Origin of the sequence: Microbacterium sp. NPDC091382 (assembly GCF_044757025.1) — a bacterium.
Taxonomy (GTDB): domain Bacteria; phylum Actinomycetota; class Actinomycetes; order Actinomycetales; family Microbacteriaceae; genus Microbacterium.
In genome coordinates this window covers 603176-619199 of record NZ_JBIVUD010000001.1, presented here as the reverse complement: position 1 = coordinate 619199, position 16024 = coordinate 603176, and the positions used below count along the sequence as shown (strand labels likewise).

Below are 16024 nucleotides of genomic sequence, written 5' to 3'. Positions count from 1 at the left end.
GCGTAGCCTAGAGGGGTGACTTCTCCCGCCCTGCCCGAGTCGACCGCGCTCGACGCCGCCCGGCTGCGCGAGGACTTCCCGATCCTCCAGCAGGAGGTCAACGGACATCCGCTCGTCTATCTCGACTCCGCGGCGACGAGTCAGAAGCCCCGCCAGGTGCTGCAGGCCGAGTACGACTTCCTCACCCGCAGCAACGCGGCCGTTCACCGCGGCGCCCACACCCTCGCCGCCGAGGCGACGGACCTGTTCGAGGATGCCCGGGCCACGGTCGCGCGCTTCGTCGGCGCGCGCGAGGAGCAGCTCGTCTGGACGAGCGGCGCGACGCAGGGGCTCAACCTCGTGGCGTACTCGATCGGCAACGCGACGCTCGGGCGGGGGGCACCGGCATCCGCTCGTCTCGCTCTTCAACCGGGCGACGAGATCGTCGCGACCGAGGCCGAGCACCACGCGAACCTCATCCCGTGGCAGGAGCTCGCCGCGCGCACCGGGGCCGTGCTGCGGCACATCCCCGTGATGGACGATGGCCGGCTCGACATGGATGCCGCGGCGCAGATCATCGGCGAGCGCACCCGCATCGTCGCGTTCTCGCACGTGTCGAACGTCCTCGGGATCGTGAACCCGGTCGCCGAGATCGTCGCGCTCGCGCAGCAGGTCGGCGCGCTCACGGTGCTCGACGCCTGCCAGTCCGCTCCCCACATGCGGCTCGACCTGCCCGCGATGGGCGTCGATCTGGCGGTCTTCAGCGGACACAAGATGCTCGGGCCGTACGGCGTCGGCGGGCTCTACGGCCGGAGCGAGATCCTCGAGGCCATGCCGCCCTTCCTGACGGGGGGCTCGATGATCACGACCGTCACGCTCGACGAGGCGGGCTACCTGCCGCCGCCGCAGCGCTTCGAGGCGGGCACGCAGCCGATCGGCCCCGCGATCGGACTCGCCGCCGCAGTGTCCTACCTGGAGGAGGCCGGCATGCCCGCCGTGCACGCGCACGAGGCGCGTCTGGCCGCCCGTATGCGCGAGGGACTCGTCGACATCCCCGGCATCCGGCTGCTCGGAGACGCCGACGGCGCCGAGCGCGTGGGCCTCTGGAGCTTCGTGGTCGACGGCGTTCACGCGCACGACGCCGGCCAGTTCCTCGACGCGCAGGGCATCGCCGTCCGCGTCGGACACCACTGCGCGGCGCCCCTGCACCGACGGTTCGGCGTGACGGCATCCGTCCGCGCCTCGGCCGCCCTCTACAACATGGACGCCGACGTCGACGCCCTGGTCGATGCCGTCAGCGGCATCCGGTCCTACTTCGGAGTGAACGAATGAACGGTCTCGACTCGCTGTACCAGGAGCTCATCCTGGACCACTCGAAGCACCCGCATGGGCAGGGCCTGTCCCCCGAAGAGGGCCGCTCGGCCAGCTCGCACCAGCACAACCCGATGTGCGGCGACGACATCACGCTCCGTGTGCGCGTCGACGACGCCGGCGAGCGCATCGTCGACCTGTCGTGGGAGGGGTCGGGCTGCTCGATCTCGCAGGCGTCCGCGTCGATGCTCGCCGCGCTGATCGAGGAGGACGGCGGCGAGACAGGGATGCCGCGCGAGGACGCCGTGAAGCTCATCGACGGGTTCCGCGAGGCGCTGCGCTCGCGCGGCGCGATCCCGCTGGACGAGGAGACGTTCGCCGACGCCGCCGCACTGTCGGGGGTGTCGAAGTTCTCGGCTCGCGTCAAGTGCGCGATGCTCGCGTGGGTCGCGCTCGAGGACGCCCTCGCCCGGGCCTGAGCCGGCGGACGAGGACGTCGCTTCGAGCAGGCCTCACGCCGCCTGCAGCACCTCGCGCTCGAGACGAGCGTAGGACGCTTCCATGCCGTCGACCATGCCGGTGGCGAGGATCATGTCGCGAGTCTCCCTGTCGGGGTACTCGATGAGGAGGGTGAGCAGCGTCGCGCCGTCCTCCTCGTAGAACTGCAGGTCGTTCGTCGTCGACGGACCGTCCATTCCGATCATCTTCTCGGTGCTGACCGACCGTCGCGGCTCGTCGAGCAGGAGCGTGTCGCCCTCGAAGCCGAAGCGGGTCTCGGGCTGCCCGTCCTGCTCCCAGACGTTCCGGTAGTGCTCGCCGACGACGCACTCGACCATCGACCAGCCGTCGGGCCCCAGCATCCACTTCCTCATCAGGTCGGGATCGTGGTGAGCGCGCCACACGATGTCCCGCGGACCGTCGACGAGGCGCGTGATGCGGACGTGGGTGTCGTCGAGCAGCTCGACGTTCGTGCCCTTTCCCTGGAACCAGTCGCGCAGATCGTGGAGGACGGTGTCGAGCTGGTCCATCGCCAGGCGGGAGCCTTCGACGGCGCCCATCGCGACGACCTGCTCGAGAGCCTCGGCCGAGGTGAAGTACGTGATGTTCGAGAGCCGCGACCCGGTCTCGGTCTCGTCGAACGAGAAGCGCATGCGCATGGACGGGAAGTCGGCGAGGGGCTCGCCGTTCTCGTCGGCGAACGCATCGAGGACCTCGAAGGCGCGGCCCTCGTCGATCGCGAGGAACTCCCATGTGCCGTGAGAGGTCTCGCCCGTCGGGCTCGTCATCGCGTAGTGGGCGTGGCCGCCGACGGCGAAGTCGAAGGCGGTGAAGGTCGCCGGCCATCCGGGAGGACCCCAGAACCGCTCGAGCTGGCGTGGCTGTGTGAACGCGCGCCACAGCCGGTCGACGGGGGCGTCGACATCGGCCGTGAGCGTCATCGTGAGGTTCTCGGTGTCGGTCGTGATGTCGGTGACGGGCATGTCTCACTCCTTCGTGGGATGGGTCAGTTCTCGGGCTCGGACAGGAGGGCGTCGAGGCGGTCGATGCGGGAGCGCCACAGGTCCTCGTATCGCGCGAGCAGGGCGCGGGCGCGGGCGATCATGTCGGGGTCCGCTCGGACGAGGCGCTCGCGCCCCTCGGCGCGCTTGACGACGAGCTCGGCCGCCTCGAGCACGGCGACGTGCTTCTGGACGGCCGCGAACGACATGTCGTAGTCCGCAGCGAGCGCGGACACGGACTGCTCGCGCTCGAGCGTGCGACGCAGGATGTCACGCCGCGTCGCCGTCGCCAGGGCGTGGAAGACGCGGTCGATCTGGTCATCGCTGAGCTCCGTTTGTGCAACCATTTGGTTGTACGTTAGAGCAGTGGACGCCGGGCGTCAATGCTCCGCTGCGATCGCGCGGCGATGAATCCCGGCGGCGCCGAGACGTCAGCCCCGCAGCGCGCGGAGCAGCTCGCCGACGGCGTGGTCGCTCTCGATGGGATGCCGCATCGGAAGGTCTTCGACGCATTCATACCGGTTGCGTCGACCTTCCTTCTCGCGGCGCAGGTACCCGTCATCGACGAGGTCGCTCAGGATGCCGTGGGCCGTGCGTTCGGTGATGCCCACCGCGTCCGCGATCTCGCGAACGCGGGCACCGGGGTCGCGAGCCACGTAGATGAGCACATGGGCGTGTTCGTCACGCCGTCGAGGCCGTCGAGGCCCCAGGGGTCGGTTGCGTCCGTCACCCGGCCATTATGGAGCGTCCGCATCCACCCGATCGAGTCGATGACGTGTGCGGCCCGCGAAGAAGAGGTGATCGACGCGCCTGCTTCGACGAGTCAGTCGTGGAACTGGACGTCGTCCTCGGTTTGCTGCCCGCTCGCGTCTCGTAACCGCGGTGAGACGAGCGGGACGGGCGATGACGCCGGGAGGAAGTCGAGCTGTTCGAGAGTTCGTTCCCGGGCTGAGCTGCGGCTACGGCGTGAAAAGGTGACGCGACCGCCGCCATGGGCACCCGGAACGGCTACTGGTCCCGGCCGAGCGGATGAAAGGTTTCTCATCTACGAGCAAGTTCGTAACGTGTGGTCACGACACTTTCCGGGGTCTGAATGTCGGAGGTTGGTGCGAGAGTGCAGATATGACGAACACCGCGGAAACCCCCGATGGCGAGGCGTATCTCGCCGCCATCGCGGGTATCGTTGCGGGCGTCGAGGGCGCGGGGCGTGTCATCGCCGCCGCGCAGATCGCGGAACTACGCATGCTTGCGGCAGCCGGTCGGTTGGCGGATGAGCAGAGCGCACCTCGGAACGCGCGAGTGCAGGTGCATGACATGGTGCTGCGCTCGATCGCGGCGGAGGTCGGTGGGGTGATGCGGATGACCGATCGGACCGTGCAACGACGCATCGGAGAAGCCCGGCTGATCATCGAAGGATTCCCCGCCGCGGTCGCCGCGTGGGAGGCCGGCCGGATCGTGCGCGGGCATGTCATGGCGATCGTGGATGCGGGATCGAACCTGCCCGCAGGACTGTGGGCGGAGTTCGAGACCATCGCGATCGAACGCTGCGACGGTCAGACACCGAACCGGGTTCGAGGTGAACTGGAGATCCTCGCCCATCGGATGCACCCCCGATCCTTCGCCGAACGACACGAGGAGGCTGCCGCGGGGCGGTGCGTGCGCCTCGTTCCCGGGCGGGATGGGATGAGTGACCTGGTCGCGACCCTCCCGACGGTGATCGCCGAGGGGATCCACGACCGGCTCACGCAGCAGGCGCGCGCGATCATCGACACGCGCGCAGAGCGCGCCGCGGGTTCAGAGGTCGTCGCGACCGACGCGCGCTCGACCGATCAGGTCCGAGCCGACGTGTTCGCCGACCTCCTCCTCGCCGGCACACCGCCCTCGACGACACCCGCGACACCACCGCCGGACCGCTCGGAGCGATCCGCGCACGGGTGCAGGTCCTCGTCCCCGCCGCGACACTCACCGGGGCCGACGACGGACCCTGCGACCTCGCGAGTCGGTCGCCCATCGATCCCGCCACCGCGCGGACACTCGCCGGCGGCACCGGGGTCTGGGAACGCCTCTTCCACGACCCGACCACCGGGGTCACCGTGTCGACCGACTCGTACCGGGTGCCGTCCGGCATGCGACGTTTCCTGCAAGCGCGCGACCAGCACTGCCGGTTCCCCGGATGCCGCGTCGTCGCCATCCGCTGCGAAGTCGACCACACCCACGACCATGCGCTCGGCGGGAAGACGGAACTCTCAAACCTCGCTCACCTGTGCCAACGGCATCACTCGATGAAGCAGTTCACCGCCTGGAGAGTCCGACAACTGTCGGGTGGCGTCCTGGAATGGACCTCACCCCTCGGCAGAACTTATCGCGAAGACGCACCCACACCGGCCGTCGCCTTCACCCCTGCCGCAGCCCCACCGGGAAACCCCGCACCCTTCTAGGACTCGAGTGTCCGGATGCGTCCCGGCCCGCCGCCGCTGCGTTCCCGGCCCAGGTCGCGCGCGCACCCCCGTCAACCCGACGCCGCGCACTCCGTCGTCAGCCGAGCGCCGCACACCGTCGTCAGCCGAGCGCCGCACACCGTCGTCAGCCGAGCGCCGCACACCGTCGTCAGCCGAGCGCCGCACAGGCGACGCACATCGTCGCCTGCGGGCGCACCTCCAGCCGCGCCTCGGGAATCGGACGGCCGCACCGTTCGCAGATCCCGTAGGTGCCGGCATCCACCCGCTCGAGCGCGGTTGCGACCTGCGCCAACTCGTCGCGCGTCGACGCGCGCAACGCGTCCACGCGCTGCCACTCGCCCGACAGCGTCGAACCCTCGGGGTCGTGCTCGTCGTCCGCCGTCGCATCGGCGCGATCGACCCGAAGCGCAGCATCGTCGGCCTCGAGACGCGCCAGCTGGCCCGTCAGCTCCCGCTCCCGCGCACGCAGCCGTTCGATCGGATCCATCCGGTCAGCGTAGGCCTACTCACCGACACGGCGACCGTCAAGACCGTCGCGACACCGGCACCGCGCCTCCAGAGTGGACGCAACGGAAGGAGCCCCCGTGGCTGACAACGACGACACCGAGCACGCCGACACCGAGCACGACAACCCCGAGGAGATGCCCGACACCGAGGAGCTCGAAGAGCCGAGCGTCGCGAAGGAGCCCGGTGATGAGCCGAAGGCTCCGGCTCAGCAGGACGAGGAGCCCAGCCACCACGCCGTCGGCATCGGCGTCATCGACTCCGACCCGGACGACGCCGAGGAGTGAGGCGGACTATTCGCCGACACCCCTCAGCGACCCGGTGAGCGTCTCGCCCTCGGGCGCGATCAGGATGCAGGACACGAGGCGGTCGTCCCGGTACTCCCACGTCTCGCGCGACGGCGAGTAGTAGGAGAAGTCGTACCGCGAATCGTCATAGCTCACACCGACGTAGTCCTCGAAGGCCGGCAGGCACTCGCCGGCCGCCGCATCATTGATGACGTCCACCGTCGGATACTCACCCTCGGGGAGCGCGAAGTCGTGGTACGCCTCGAACGCATGCTTCTCGTCGCAGGGGACGGCGCGGACCGTGCTGGTCTCGCCTTCGGTCTCCGATGCCAGAGCATCGTCGAAGAAGCAGTCGCCGACCTTGATGGTGAACACGTCGAGGTCACCGCCGGAGTTGATCTGCCCCTCCTCGTCCCGCGATGCGCCGCCGAGCAGCGCGGTCAGCGACGTCGCGCACCCCGACAGCATGACGGCGGCAACGGCAAGGGCGACGACAGCACCCGAACGACGAACAGACATGATCCCCCCGGACCGAAAAGCGACAGCGACGGTTCAGCGTATCGAAGCCGTCATGACGTCGACTGCCCCGAGCCTGCAGCGCTTCCCACGACGGTCCCGTCCTCATGTCCGACGACGCATCGGGCGATGCGATCCCCCTGCGCCCAGGACTCCGCCGTCGGCACGTAGTACCAGTACTCGAGGACCGAGTCCTCGTACGACTCCCCCACGTAGTCGGCGAACGCCCCGTAACAGACCTCGTTGGCAGCGTCTTCCACGTCGTCGTCGCCGGGGAACTCCGCCGTCGGCGACATCGCGTCGGGGAAGTACGACATACCCAGGTCGTCCTTCGCGTACATCTCGAACCAGTGCGCCTCTTCGCACGGGATGAGGAGGATCGACCACGCGCCCTCCGGATCGGATCCGTCGTAGGCGTTCGGATCGTCGAAGCAGTCGCCGACCCCGAGGTGCACGAACAGCATGTCGTTGTCGACGTCTTCGGCTTCCGCCGGCGGCTGCGGCACGGGCTGTTCACCCCGCACCTCGAAGATCGCGCCGGCGACGGCGGACGCCACCTGCGTGCACCCCGACAGCATCGGCATCAGCGCGACAGCGCCGACGACAGCGGCCGCGACGGCACAGCGCCGCAGATGACGAGTCGACATGAATCCCCCAGGAGTGCTCGTCGAGCGATGGCGTCAGCGTATCGGAGCGGAGCCCCCGTGAACACGACGGGATGCCGGTGCCCCGCCGATAGGATGAACGCGTCCCCCGGCATCCCGAGTCTTGGAGCCCAGCCGCGTGAGCACCCCAGTCGCAGACACCGTCGAGAACGCCATCGCCACGCCGGAACGGGAGCAGCCGTACGGCGCCCTCGGCCTGAAGCCCGACGAGTACGACAAGATCCGCGAGATCCTCGGCCGCCGTCCCACCTCGGGCGAGCTGGCGATGTACTCCGTCATGTGGAGCGAGCACTGCTCCTACAAGTCCTCGAAGATCTACCTGCGACGGTTCGGCCAGAAGGTCTCGGACGAGATGAAGGAACGACTCATGGTCGGCATGGGCCAGAACGCCGGCGTCGTCGACGTCGGCGAGGGCTGGGCCGTCACCTTCAAGGTCGAGTCCCACAACCACCCGAGCTACATCGAGCCGTTCCAGGGCGCCGCGACCGGCGTCGGCGGCATCGTCCGCGACATCATCTCGATGGGCGCGCGCCCCGTCGCGGTCATGGACCAGCTGCGCTTCGGCGACATCGACGACCCCGACACCGCCCGCGTCGTGCACGGCGTCGTGAGCGGCATCAGCTTCTACGCGAACTGCCTGGGCCTGCCCAACATCGGCGGCGAGACCGTCTTCGACAAGGTCTACCAGGGCAACCCGCTCGTCAACGCGCTCGCGGTCGGCGTCCTCCGCCACGAGGACATCAAGCTCGCCAACGCGACCGGCGCCGGCAACAAGGTCGTCCTGTTCGGTGCGCGCACCGGCGGCGACGGCATCGGCGGGGCATCCATCCTGGCGTCCGACACCTTCGCCGACGGCGGCCCCACCAAGCGTCCCGCCGTGCAGGTCGGCGACCCGTTCGCCGAGAAGGTGCTCATCGAGTGCTGCCTCGAGCTTTACAAGGGCGAGCTCGTCGAGGCGATCCAGGACCTCGGCGCCGCCGGCATCTCGTGTGCGACGAGCGAGCTGGCCGCGAACGGCGGGTCGGGCATGAAGGTCGACCTCGAGAAGGTGCTGCTGCGCGACCCGTCGCTCACGCCCGAGGAGATCCTCATGAGCGAGAGCCAGGAGCGCATGATGGCGATCGTCGCTCCCGAGAAGCTCGATGCGTTCCTCGCCGTCGTGCAGAAGTGGGATGTCGAGACGAGCGTCCTCGGCGAGGTGACCGGAGACGGCCGCCTGCAGATCTTCTGGCACGGCGAGCAGATCGTCGACGTCGACCCCTCGACCGTCGCCGTCGACGGCCCCGTCTACGAACGCCCCGTCGCCTACCCGACCTGGATCGACGCGCTCCGCGACGACTCCGCCGCCACCCTCGAGCGCAGCGACGACCCCGAGGTGCTGCGCGAGCAGTTTCTGAAGCTCCTCGGCAGCCCGAATCTCGCCGACACCTCGTGGGTCACCAACCAGTACGACTACTACGTCATGGGCAACACGGCCCTCAGCTTCCCCGACGACGCCGGCATGATCCGCGTCGACGAGGAGTCGGGACTCGGCTTCGCCATCGCGACCGACTGCAACGGCCGCTACTGCCAGCTCGACCCCTACGCGGGAGCGCAGCTCGCCCTCGCCGAGGCGTACCGCAACGTCGCCGTGACCGGTGCCGAGCCGACCGCGGTCACCGACTGCCTCAACTTCGGCAGCCCCGAGAACCCCGAGGTCATGTGGCAGTTCGGGCAGGCCGTCGACGGCCTCGCCGACGCGTGCTTCGAGCTCGGCGTCCCCGTCACCGGCGGCAACGTCAGCTTCTACAACCAGACCGGCGACCAGCCCATCTTCCCGACCCCTGTCGTGGGCGTCCTCGGCATCATGGACGACGTCTCGCGTCGCATCCCGAGCGGCTGGCAGGATGCCGGCGAGAACATCTACCTGCTGGGCACGACCGCCACGGAGCTCGACGGCTCGGCCTGGGCCGACACGATCCACGACCACCTCGGCGGCCGGCCGCCGAAGGTCGACCTCGCCGGCGAGAAGACGCTCGCGGGCCTGTTGCAGGCAGCGCGCGACGAGATGCTCGTCTCGAGCGCCCACGACCTCTCCTCCGGCGGCCTCGCGCAGGCCCTCGCCGAGGCGACGACCCGGTTCGGCGTCGGCGCCCGCGTCTGGTTGCGCGAGATCATGGAACGCGACGGTGTGGATGCCGCGACCGCCCTGTTCAGCGAGTCGACCGGCCGCGTCATCGTGTCGGTGCCCCGCGAGGAGGACGTGAAGTTCCGCGGCCTCTGCGAGGGACGCGGCTACCCCGTCCTGCGTATCGGCGTGACCGACGACGCCCCCGAGGGCGAGCCGTCGAGCCTCGAGATCCAGGACGTCTTCACGATCCCGGTGGGCGAGCTGCGCCGCGTCGCCAAGGCCACGCTCCCGGCCGCGTTCGGCGCGATCGTCGACGAGGTTCCCGCGTGAGCGACGACCCCGAATACGCCGAGTTCGTCGGGCGCAAGCGCGCCCGTACGAAGGTGATCGCCTGGACCGTCATCATCGCGATGGTGCTCGTGGGCGGCGGCGCTACCGTCCTCACGCTGCTGTTCGGCTGACCCGGGTGATGGACGCCACCGCGCCTGCCCTGCCGGGTCGCGCGGTGCTGCAGCAGCGCTGGAGCGGCGCCTGCTTCCTGCACTGGCGGGTCGATCCCGCCCAGGTCGCCCCGCTCCTGCCGCCCGGAACCGAACCCGACGTCTTCGACGGGTCGGCCTGGGTGGGCCTCATCCCGTTCGTCCTCAGCGAGTTCCGCTTCCTGCCGCTGCCGCCGGTCCCCTTCGTCGGCCGGTTCGTCGAGATCAACGTCCGCACCTACGCGAAGGATGCCGCCGGTCGCCGCGGCGTCGTCTTCCAGACGCTCGAGGCCGAGCACCTGCTGCCGGTGCTCGGTGCCCGCGCCGTGTTCGGCCTGCCCTACCGGTGGGCGAAGGCCGCGATGCGGACGGACGGCGACGCGGTCGAGTACGCGTCGCGGCGGCATCCGGGATTCGGCGATCGCGTGCGCACCCGCATCCGCGTCGTCCCCGGAACCGAGGTCGTCGACGACGAGCTGAGCCGCTTCCTCACCGCGCGGTGGGGCTTCCACGAGCGTCACCTCGGGCGCACGATCTGGGCCGCGAACGAGCACGAGCCGTGGCCGCTCGTCCGCGCCGAGGTCGATGGTCTGGACGACGGCCTGCTGGCCGATGCCGGGTTCCCGGGTCTCACCGACCGCGCACCCGATTCCGTGTTCGCGATGCCCGCCCGGCATCCCGGCGTCGTCACCCGGTTCTCGGGCGCGCGCCTCGTGCGCTGACGACTCAGGCGGGAAGCGCGTCCCGCACGCGAGCGAGAGTCGCCCGCCACTCGTCCAGCTCGTCCGCATCGGCCCAGAGCTCGGCGAGCTCGGACTGCCCGCCGACCTTGTCGAGGGCCGCACGGGCCGCCGTCGCGGCGGATGCCGGTGGCGCTCCGACACGAGCGAGGAAGCCTTCCACCGACTCGGTGTCCTCCGCCTCGGACAGCGGCAGACCCGCGCCGTGCGCGACGACGGCAGCGGCGGCGACCGCTACTTCGTCGGCGCCCGCGTCCGTCTCGTCGTCACCGAGATACTCCTGGAGTGCATCGGCGACGACGTCCCATGAATCCGCCTCGTCGAGCTCCCATGCCCAATCCGCCGCGGTGTCGTTGCCGAACGGTTCTTCGCTCCATGTGCCCATGCGGCAGAGCGTAGCGAGCGGAAGCGACATTCAGAACGCCCGATCCCTGGGAGCGCATCCACCGGTCGCGGATACCATGGCGGCATGCAGCTCTGGATCGTGGGGATCGGAGCCGCGCTGGCGGAGTTCTGGTGGGTCGCCCCCGCCGCCGCAGGAGCCGGCGCGGTCGGGTTCGTCGGCGTCCGCCGCGGCCGGACGACCCGCGCCCGGCGCCTCGCCCTCACCGCCGCGCAGCGCGAACTGCAGCAGGCGCGCACCGACGCCGTCGGTGCACGTGCCGCAGCGCGCGTCGCGCAGGCCGAGCTCAGCCGCGTCGACGCCGAACGCGCCACCGGCCGCGCCCGCCCCGACGACGTCCGCGCCGCGCGTCGGGCGCTCGAGACCGCGCAGCGCGCGAAGGCCGCAGCGCACGCGACGATCCGCGTCGCCCGCGCCCGCGTCAGCGCCGAACGCGCCGCCGTCCCCGCCCGCGGCACCGACCCGAAGCACCTCCCCCTCGCCCGCCTCATGGCCGCGCACGATGCCATCGCGGCGCGCTGGATGGAGTACGAGACGGATGCCGCCCGTCGCCTCGCCTTCCCCGCGCTCAGCGACGTGCGCGTCCCCGCCACGGCCGAGTTCCTGCGTCTCGAGGGCATCGCCCGCGAGCACCGCCCGGCATCCCCCACTGCTCCGCTCACCCCCGAGCAGTTCACGGCGTACCGGTCCGCCGTCGACGACGCGGGCCGAGCGTTCGCGGTCGCGGAGCAGGAGGCCTGGCGTCTCGCCGGCCACCGTCCGCACGACGCGCCCGCGGACTCGGCAGCGCCGCTGTGGAGCGTCATCGCGTCCGAGGCGATCGCGCGATCGGTCGACGGCATCGCGCGCGCGGCGGAGGGCGCGGCATCCGCTCTCGACGCCTACCGCTCGCGCCGTGACGGACGCGATCGTGACCGGCCGCGCCCGTAAGGTGTAACGAGTGGACGGATTCTGGGCCTTCGCGGGCAACTACTGGTGGCTCGTGTTCCCGCTCTTCGGGCTCGCCTCTGCAGCGAGTGGATCCTTCGCCGCGGCCTCGAAGCGCCGCCACAAGCACCGCCTCGAGATCATGAAGGCGAAGGCGGAGCTCACCGCCGCCCGCGCCGCCGCGAAGCGCGGCATCGGCTCGGCCGCGGCGGCCGAGGTCGACACCCCGTCACGGTCTCTCACCGACCAGGCCGATGATCTCCGCGCCGTCCACGACGAGGTCACCCACCGCTGGCTCGACTACGAGCTCGACGTCGCCAAGCTCATCGCATTCCCGTCGATGAGCAACGGGCGGGATCCGCTCACCGCCGGATTCCTCCGCGCCAAGAAGATCGCCGACCGCGCCCGGCCCGCCGACGCCTCCAAGCCCACGGCCGAGCAGGTCGCCGAGTACCGCCGGGCCGTCACCGACTTCGAGGTAGCCTTCGACCTCGCCGAGCGTGAGGCCCGCCGCACCCGTGACTCGGGACTGACCGACGCGGAGCGCAAACGGCTCGCGACGGCATCCCGCATGCTCGCCGTCGCCACCGACGACGCGGCGACTCCGGCGGAACGCCACCTCGCCTACCAGCGGGTCCGCGAGGAGATCGACGGGCTCATCGCCCTGTCGGACGAGGCGGTCGAGGTGCTCGAGAAGAAGGTCGCCCAGCCGCTCACCGAGCGCCGGAACGACGAGGGGGACCCGGCCGGAGCCGGATCCCCTTGACATCGCCGACCGCTCAGTCGGTGATGATCGTGTCGTAGGCGTCGGGGTTCTTCGTCAGCCACTCGTCGATGGCCTCGGCGTACTTGCCCTCGCCGTAGGTGTTGACGACGGTGTCCTCGAGGCTCGCGTACTGCTCGTCGTCCAGCTTGATGCCGGCGATGAGCTTGGCCGCCTCGGGGTACTCCTCCGTGAAGCCGTCGGTCGCGAGGAAGTGCAGGGCCTCAGCCTTGCCCATGGCACCCTTCGGGTCGTCGAGGTCCTTGAGGTTGTAGGTGTCGTTCGCCCAGAACGGACGCCACGACGTCACGACGATGTCGCGCTTCGCCGCCTCGGCGCTGTCGAGCTCGGTGAGCATCGCCGCGGTCGACGAGGTCACGAGCTCGTAGCTGTCCTCGAGGCCGTACCCGGGAATCATCGACTCCTGCGTCTGCTTCGTCAGACCCGCGCCCGGCTCGATGCCGTAGATCTTCCCGCCGAAGCGGTCGGCGTTCGCCTTCAGGTCGTCGATCGAGTCGATGTCGACGTAGTCGGGCACCGCGATCGTCAGCTTCGCGCCCTCGTAGTACGCACCGAGGTCGTCGATCTTGTCGCCGTACTTGTCCATGTAGGACTTGTGGGTCAGTTCGGGCCAGGCCGACGGGTAGATGTCGACGTCGCCCTGCGCGAGACCGGCGTAAAGCGGCCCCGCCTCGGTGAGCTCCTGCATCTTGACGGTGTAGCCGGCCTTCTCGAGCTGGTCCTCGAGCAGGTAGGCGGTGCTGAGGCCGTCGGTCCAGGAGGGGAGGAAGCCGAGCGTGATCGTGCCGAGGCTGTCCTCGCCGCCCTCGTTCGAGCCACCCTCGGTCTGGTTGCCCGTGGCGCAGCCGGCGAGGGCGAGGGATGCCGCAGCCCCGATCGCGAGGATTCCGGTCAGGTGTCGCTTGTTCATGAGTGCCTTCCGTATGTGATTGCTGGTTCCGTATCGTGCAGGTCCGGGTGCAACCGGACCGTGCGGCGCGGGGCCGCACGTGTGTGGGGTCAGATGCCGCCCGTGGCGATCGGCGCCCGGCGCGGCGACGCCTTCTCGCGCTCCGCCTCGGTGGCCGCGTCCTGCGCAGCATCCTGAGGATGCGACGTCTCGCCGCCCTTCTGACCGGGTCCGCGGCGGCGCGCGATGGCGCCGAGTAGCGAACCGCGCTGGTTCTTCAGCGCACCGAGCGCGCCGGTGAGGCGGTCGAGGTAGACGGCGAGAATCACGACGCTGAGGCCGGCCTCGACGCCCTTCGCGATGTCGACGGTCGACATGGCCTGGACGATCTCCTTGCCGAGACCGTCGGCGCCGGCGATGCCGGCGATGACCGCCATCGACAGCGCGAGCATGATCAGCTGGTTGATGCCGGCCATGATGCTCGGCATGGCGAGCGGCAGCTGCACACCACGCAGGATCTGACCGGGCGTGGCGCCGAACGCGTGACCGGCTTCGACCGTCTCGCTGTCGACACCCCGGATGCCGAGCTCGGTGAGACGCACACCCGGGGGCAGCGCGAAGATCACCGTCGCGACAACGCCCGGCACGACGCCGATGCTGAAGAAGACGATGGCGGGGATCAGGTACACGAACGCCGGCATGCTCTGCATGAGGTCGAGCACGGGGCGCAGGATCGCGCTGAACGTGTCGTTGCGAGCCGCCGCGATGCCGAGCGGAACCGCGATGACGACGGCGATGATCGCCGCCACGAGGACGAGCGCGAGCGTCTGCATCGAGGTCACCCACTGGCCGACGCCGAGGATGAGGACGAACCCGACCACCGTGCCGATGGCGAAGCGCCACGACCGCAGCAGCCACGCGAGGGCGGCGAAGATGACGATGACGGCGACGATCGGCAGCGACAGCAGCGCGTTCGCGAGCGCGTCGACGAACCAGCCGACCACCGCCGAGATGCCCGACAGCAGCCAGCCGAGCGTGTCGCGGATCCAGTCCACGCCGGCGTCTGCCCACTCACCGATGGGAATGCGGAAACCATCCATCAGCGCACCTCCTCCTTCTCGATGGCCGGTCCGTCGACCGCGCCTCCCGCGAGCGCTTCGTCGATCACGGAGCCGGGCACCGGGTCGAGGATCACCGTGATCTCGGTGGTCTCGGTGGTCGAGGGCCCGAGAGCGGTGAGGAGCGTGATGCGCGGGATGACGCCCACGAGGCGACCCTCGGCATCCGTCACCGCCAGCGGCAGCGGCGACTCGGCGGCCGGGACGAACAGGTCCATGAGGACGTCGTCGCTGCCGACCGCCTGCGGCACCGGACGCAGAAGCGACGAGATCGTCGTCTCGCCGCGGCGGACGAGCTTGAGCGCGTCGCGGTCGCTGATCATGCCGAGCAGCTTGCGACTGCGGTCGGTCACGTAGACCGCCGCCATGCGAGCGTCGCGCATGGTGCGCAGCGCCGTGCGGGGACCGGCGGCATCCGTCACCGCGACCGAGCTCGGGCGCTCCATGACGTTCGCCGCGGTGAGGACGCGGGCGCGGTCGACGTCCTGCACGAACTGCTCGACGTAGTCGTTGGCCGGGTCGGTGAGGATGTCCTCGGGCGTGCCGATCTGAACGATGCGGCCGTCGCGCATCACCGCGATGCGGTCGCCGAGGAACATCGCCTCGTTGAGGTCGTGCGTGATGAAGATGATCGTCTTCTGCAGCTTCTGCTGCAGGTCGAGCAGCTGCTCCTGCATCTCACGTCGGATGAGCGGGTCGAGGGCGCTGAACGCCTCGTCCATCAGGAGGATGTCGGTGTCCGCGGCGAGCGCGCGGGCGATGCCGACACGCTGCTGCATTCCGCCCGAGAGCGCCGACGGCAGCTTGTCGCCCCACCCCTCGAGCCCGACGAGGGCGAGGATCTCCTCGGCCTTTGCGAGACGCTCGGCCTTGGGGGCGCCCTGCAGCTCGAGCGGGTAGGCCACGTTGGCGGCGACCGTGCGGTGCGGCAGCAGGGCGAAGTGCTGAAACACCATCGCGATGCGCTCGCGACGGATGCCGCGCAGCTTCGCGGCCGGGATGCCGGTGATCGGCTCGCCGTGCACGAGCACCTCTCCGCCCGTCGCGTCATGCAGCCCGTTCAGCATGCGGATGATGGTGGACTTCCCCGAGCCCGACAGCCCCATGATCACGAAGATCTCGCCCCGCTCGACGCGGAAGCTCGCGTCGATGACGGCGGCGGTCCCGGCATCGCGGACCTGGTCTCGGGGTTCCCCGGCCTTCAGGCGTTTGACCGCCTGGCCGGGGTTGCGTCCGAAGACTTTGAACAGATTCTTCGCTTCGACAGCGGCAGTTGTCACGTGCTTCCCTCGGCGGGCGCGCACGCGTCCGCATCGGTAGCGTCCGGGTGGCGATCACCGGCAACCGCACGAGC

At 70.0% G+C, this 16024-nt stretch carries 18 protein-coding genes and 1 pseudogene; 9 read left to right on the top strand and 10 right to left on the bottom strand.

The genetic code is table 11. The features are described 5' to 3' along the window. Positions 1 to 15 precede the first annotated feature (15 nt). Both ACIQLK_RS03085 and sufU read left to right on the top strand, forming a co-directional pair. A complete protein-coding gene (locus tag ACIQLK_RS03085) occupies positions 16 to 1311 on the top strand; it encodes a SufS family cysteine desulfurase (protein WP_400362836.1) in 1296 nt (431 codons plus the stop codon). Beyond that, complete coding sequence (gene sufU / locus ACIQLK_RS03080; protein WP_400362835.1) at positions 1308 to 1769, top strand: Fe-S cluster assembly sulfur transfer protein SufU; 462 nt, start codon at positions 1308 to 1310, stop codon at positions 1767 to 1769. Before ACIQLK_RS03085 ends, sufU begins: the two co-directional genes overlap by 4 nt. 33 nt (positions 1770 to 1802) lie before the next feature. On the opposite strand, the gene ACIQLK_RS03075 is transcribed toward sufU, so the two are convergent. From ACIQLK_RS03075 to ACIQLK_RS03065, 3 genes are all read right to left on the bottom strand, one after another. Then, complete coding sequence (locus ACIQLK_RS03075; protein WP_400362834.1) at positions 1803 to 2771, bottom strand: SRPBCC domain-containing protein; 969 nt, start codon at positions 2769 to 2771, stop codon at positions 1803 to 1805. A gap of 23 nt (positions 2772 to 2794) precedes the next feature. Beyond that, positions 2795 to 3136 carry an ArsR/SmtB family transcription factor gene (locus ACIQLK_RS03070; protein WP_400362833.1) on the bottom strand — a complete coding sequence of 114 codons (342 nt, stop codon included), beginning with the start codon at positions 3134 to 3136 and terminating at the stop codon, positions 2795 to 2797. Positions 3137 to 3220: 84 nt separating this feature from the next. Continuing rightward, positions 3221 to 3457: a helix-turn-helix transcriptional regulator gene (locus ACIQLK_RS03065; protein WP_400362832.1), complete on the bottom strand. Its 237-nt coding sequence runs from the start codon at positions 3455 to 3457 to the stop codon at positions 3221 to 3223. 454 nt (positions 3458 to 3911) lie between these two features. Here ACIQLK_RS03065 and ACIQLK_RS03060 point away from each other — a divergent pair. Further along, a pseudogene (locus ACIQLK_RS03060) lies at positions 3912 to 5227 on the top strand (DUF222 domain-containing protein). Positions 5228 to 5396: 169 nt separating this feature from the next. Here ACIQLK_RS03060 and ACIQLK_RS03055 read toward each other — a convergent pair. Beyond that, the gene (locus ACIQLK_RS03055; protein ID WP_400362831.1) at positions 5397 to 5735 is read right to left on the bottom strand and encodes a TraR/DksA family transcriptional regulator; all 339 of its coding nucleotides are present in this window, start codon (positions 5733 to 5735) and stop codon (positions 5397 to 5399) included. 97 nt (positions 5736 to 5832) lie between these two features. On the opposite strand from ACIQLK_RS03055, the gene ACIQLK_RS03050 reads away from it, so the two are divergent. Beyond that, the gene (locus ACIQLK_RS03050) at positions 5833 to 6039 is read left to right on the top strand and encodes a hypothetical protein (RefSeq protein WP_400362830.1); all 207 of its coding nucleotides are present in this window, start codon (positions 5833 to 5835) and stop codon (positions 6037 to 6039) included. A 6-nt stretch (positions 6040 to 6045) separates the two neighbouring features. On the opposite strand, the gene ACIQLK_RS03045 is transcribed toward ACIQLK_RS03050, so the two are convergent. Together ACIQLK_RS03045 and ACIQLK_RS03040 are read right to left on the bottom strand one after the other, a co-directional pair. Continuing rightward, positions 6046 to 6558, bottom strand: coding sequence for a septum formation family protein (locus ACIQLK_RS03045; protein WP_400362829.1), 513 nt, complete (start codon positions 6556 to 6558; stop codon positions 6046 to 6048). A 50-nt stretch (positions 6559 to 6608) separates the two neighbouring features. Further along, positions 6609 to 7202: a septum formation family protein gene (locus tag ACIQLK_RS03040; RefSeq protein ID WP_400362828.1), complete on the bottom strand. Its 594-nt coding sequence runs from the start codon at positions 7200 to 7202 to the stop codon at positions 6609 to 6611. Positions 7203 to 7338: 136 nt separating this feature from the next. Between ACIQLK_RS03040 and purL the strand changes: the two genes are divergently transcribed. From purL to ACIQLK_RS03025, 3 genes are read left to right on the top strand one after another with little or no spacing between them, the layout of a single operon-like run. Continuing rightward, positions 7339 to 9660 carry a phosphoribosylformylglycinamidine synthase subunit PurL gene (purL, locus tag ACIQLK_RS03035; RefSeq protein ID WP_400362827.1) on the top strand — a complete coding sequence of 774 codons (2322 nt, stop codon included), beginning with the start codon at positions 7339 to 7341 and terminating at the stop codon, positions 9658 to 9660. After that, a complete protein-coding gene (locus tag ACIQLK_RS03030; RefSeq protein ID WP_400362826.1) occupies positions 9657 to 9791 on the top strand; it encodes a hypothetical protein in 135 nt (44 codons plus the stop codon). Before purL ends, ACIQLK_RS03030 begins: the two co-directional genes overlap by 4 nt. 8 nt (positions 9792 to 9799) lie before the next feature. Next, on the top strand, positions 9800 to 10531 hold the full coding sequence (locus tag ACIQLK_RS03025) for a YqjF family protein (protein ID WP_400363856.1): 732 nt from the start codon (positions 9800 to 9802) through the stop codon (positions 10529 to 10531). A 4-nt stretch (positions 10532 to 10535) separates the two neighbouring features. Here the strand turns inward: ACIQLK_RS03025 and ACIQLK_RS03020 are convergent, their stop codons facing one another. Then, positions 10536 to 10934, bottom strand: coding sequence for a DUF4259 domain-containing protein (locus ACIQLK_RS03020; protein ID WP_400362825.1), 399 nt, complete (start codon positions 10932 to 10934; stop codon positions 10536 to 10538). Between the two features lie 84 nt (positions 10935 to 11018). On the opposite strand from ACIQLK_RS03020, the gene ACIQLK_RS03015 reads away from it, so the two are divergent. Further along, positions 11019 to 11882, top strand: coding sequence for a hypothetical protein (locus tag ACIQLK_RS03015; protein ID WP_400362824.1), 864 nt, complete (start codon positions 11019 to 11021; stop codon positions 11880 to 11882). A gap of 10 nt (positions 11883 to 11892) precedes the next feature. Then, positions 11893 to 12645, top strand: coding sequence for a hypothetical protein (locus tag ACIQLK_RS03010; RefSeq protein ID WP_400362823.1), 753 nt, complete (start codon positions 11893 to 11895; stop codon positions 12643 to 12645). Between the two features lie 13 nt (positions 12646 to 12658). Here the strand turns inward: ACIQLK_RS03010 and ACIQLK_RS03005 are convergent, their stop codons facing one another. From ACIQLK_RS03005 to ACIQLK_RS02995, 3 genes are all read right to left on the bottom strand, one after another. After that, a complete protein-coding gene (locus ACIQLK_RS03005; protein WP_400362822.1) occupies positions 12659 to 13573 on the bottom strand; it encodes a glycine betaine ABC transporter substrate-binding protein in 915 nt (304 codons plus the stop codon). Positions 13574 to 13662: 89 nt separating this feature from the next. Beyond that, positions 13663 to 14652, bottom strand: a complete 990-nt coding sequence (locus ACIQLK_RS03000; RefSeq protein WP_400362821.1) for an ABC transporter permease — start codon at positions 14650 to 14652, stop codon at positions 13663 to 13665. Next, on the bottom strand, positions 14652 to 15950 hold the full coding sequence (locus ACIQLK_RS02995) for a glycine betaine/L-proline ABC transporter ATP-binding protein (protein WP_400362820.1): 1299 nt from the start codon (positions 15948 to 15950) through the stop codon (positions 14652 to 14654). Before ACIQLK_RS02995 ends, ACIQLK_RS03000 begins: the two co-directional genes overlap by 1 nt. Positions 15951 to 16024 lie beyond the last annotated feature (74 nt).

Excerpts from the sequence above, each read along its gene's own strand:
- ACIQLK_RS03040 (WP_400362828.1), bottom strand. The coding sequence starts at position 7,202 with ATGTCGACTCGTCATCTGCGGCGCTGTGCCGTCGCGGCCGCTGTCGTC.
- sufU (WP_400362835.1), top strand. The coding sequence starts at position 1,308 with ATGAACGGTCTCGACTCGCTGTACCAGGAGCTCATCCTGGACCACTCG.
- ACIQLK_RS03070 (WP_400362833.1), bottom strand. The coding sequence starts at position 3,136 with ATGGTTGCACAAACGGAGCTCAGCGATGACCAGATCGACCGCGTCTTC.
- ACIQLK_RS03025 (WP_400363856.1), top strand. The coding sequence starts at position 9,800 with ATGGACGCCACCGCGCCTGCCCTGCCGGGTCGCGCGGTGCTGCAGCAG.
- ACIQLK_RS03020 (WP_400362825.1), bottom strand. The coding sequence starts at position 10,934 with ATGGGCACATGGAGCGAAGAACCGTTCGGCAACGACACCGCGGCGGAT.
- ACIQLK_RS03015 (WP_400362824.1), top strand. The coding sequence starts at position 11,019 with ATGCAGCTCTGGATCGTGGGGATCGGAGCCGCGCTGGCGGAGTTCTGG.
- ACIQLK_RS03075 (WP_400362834.1), bottom strand. The coding sequence starts at position 2,771 with ATGCCCGTCACCGACATCACGACCGACACCGAGAACCTCACGATGACG.
- ACIQLK_RS03055 (WP_400362831.1), bottom strand. The coding sequence starts at position 5,735 with ATGGATCCGATCGAACGGCTGCGTGCGCGGGAGCGGGAGCTGACGGGC.
- ACIQLK_RS03005 (WP_400362822.1), bottom strand. The coding sequence starts at position 13,573 with ATGAACAAGCGACACCTGACCGGAATCCTCGCGATCGGGGCTGCGGCA.
- ACIQLK_RS03045 (WP_400362829.1), bottom strand. The coding sequence starts at position 6,558 with ATGTCTGTTCGTCGTTCGGGTGCTGTCGTCGCCCTTGCCGTTGCCGCC.
- ACIQLK_RS03000 (WP_400362821.1), bottom strand. The coding sequence starts at position 14,652 with ATGGATGGTTTCCGCATTCCCATCGGTGAGTGGGCAGACGCCGGCGTG.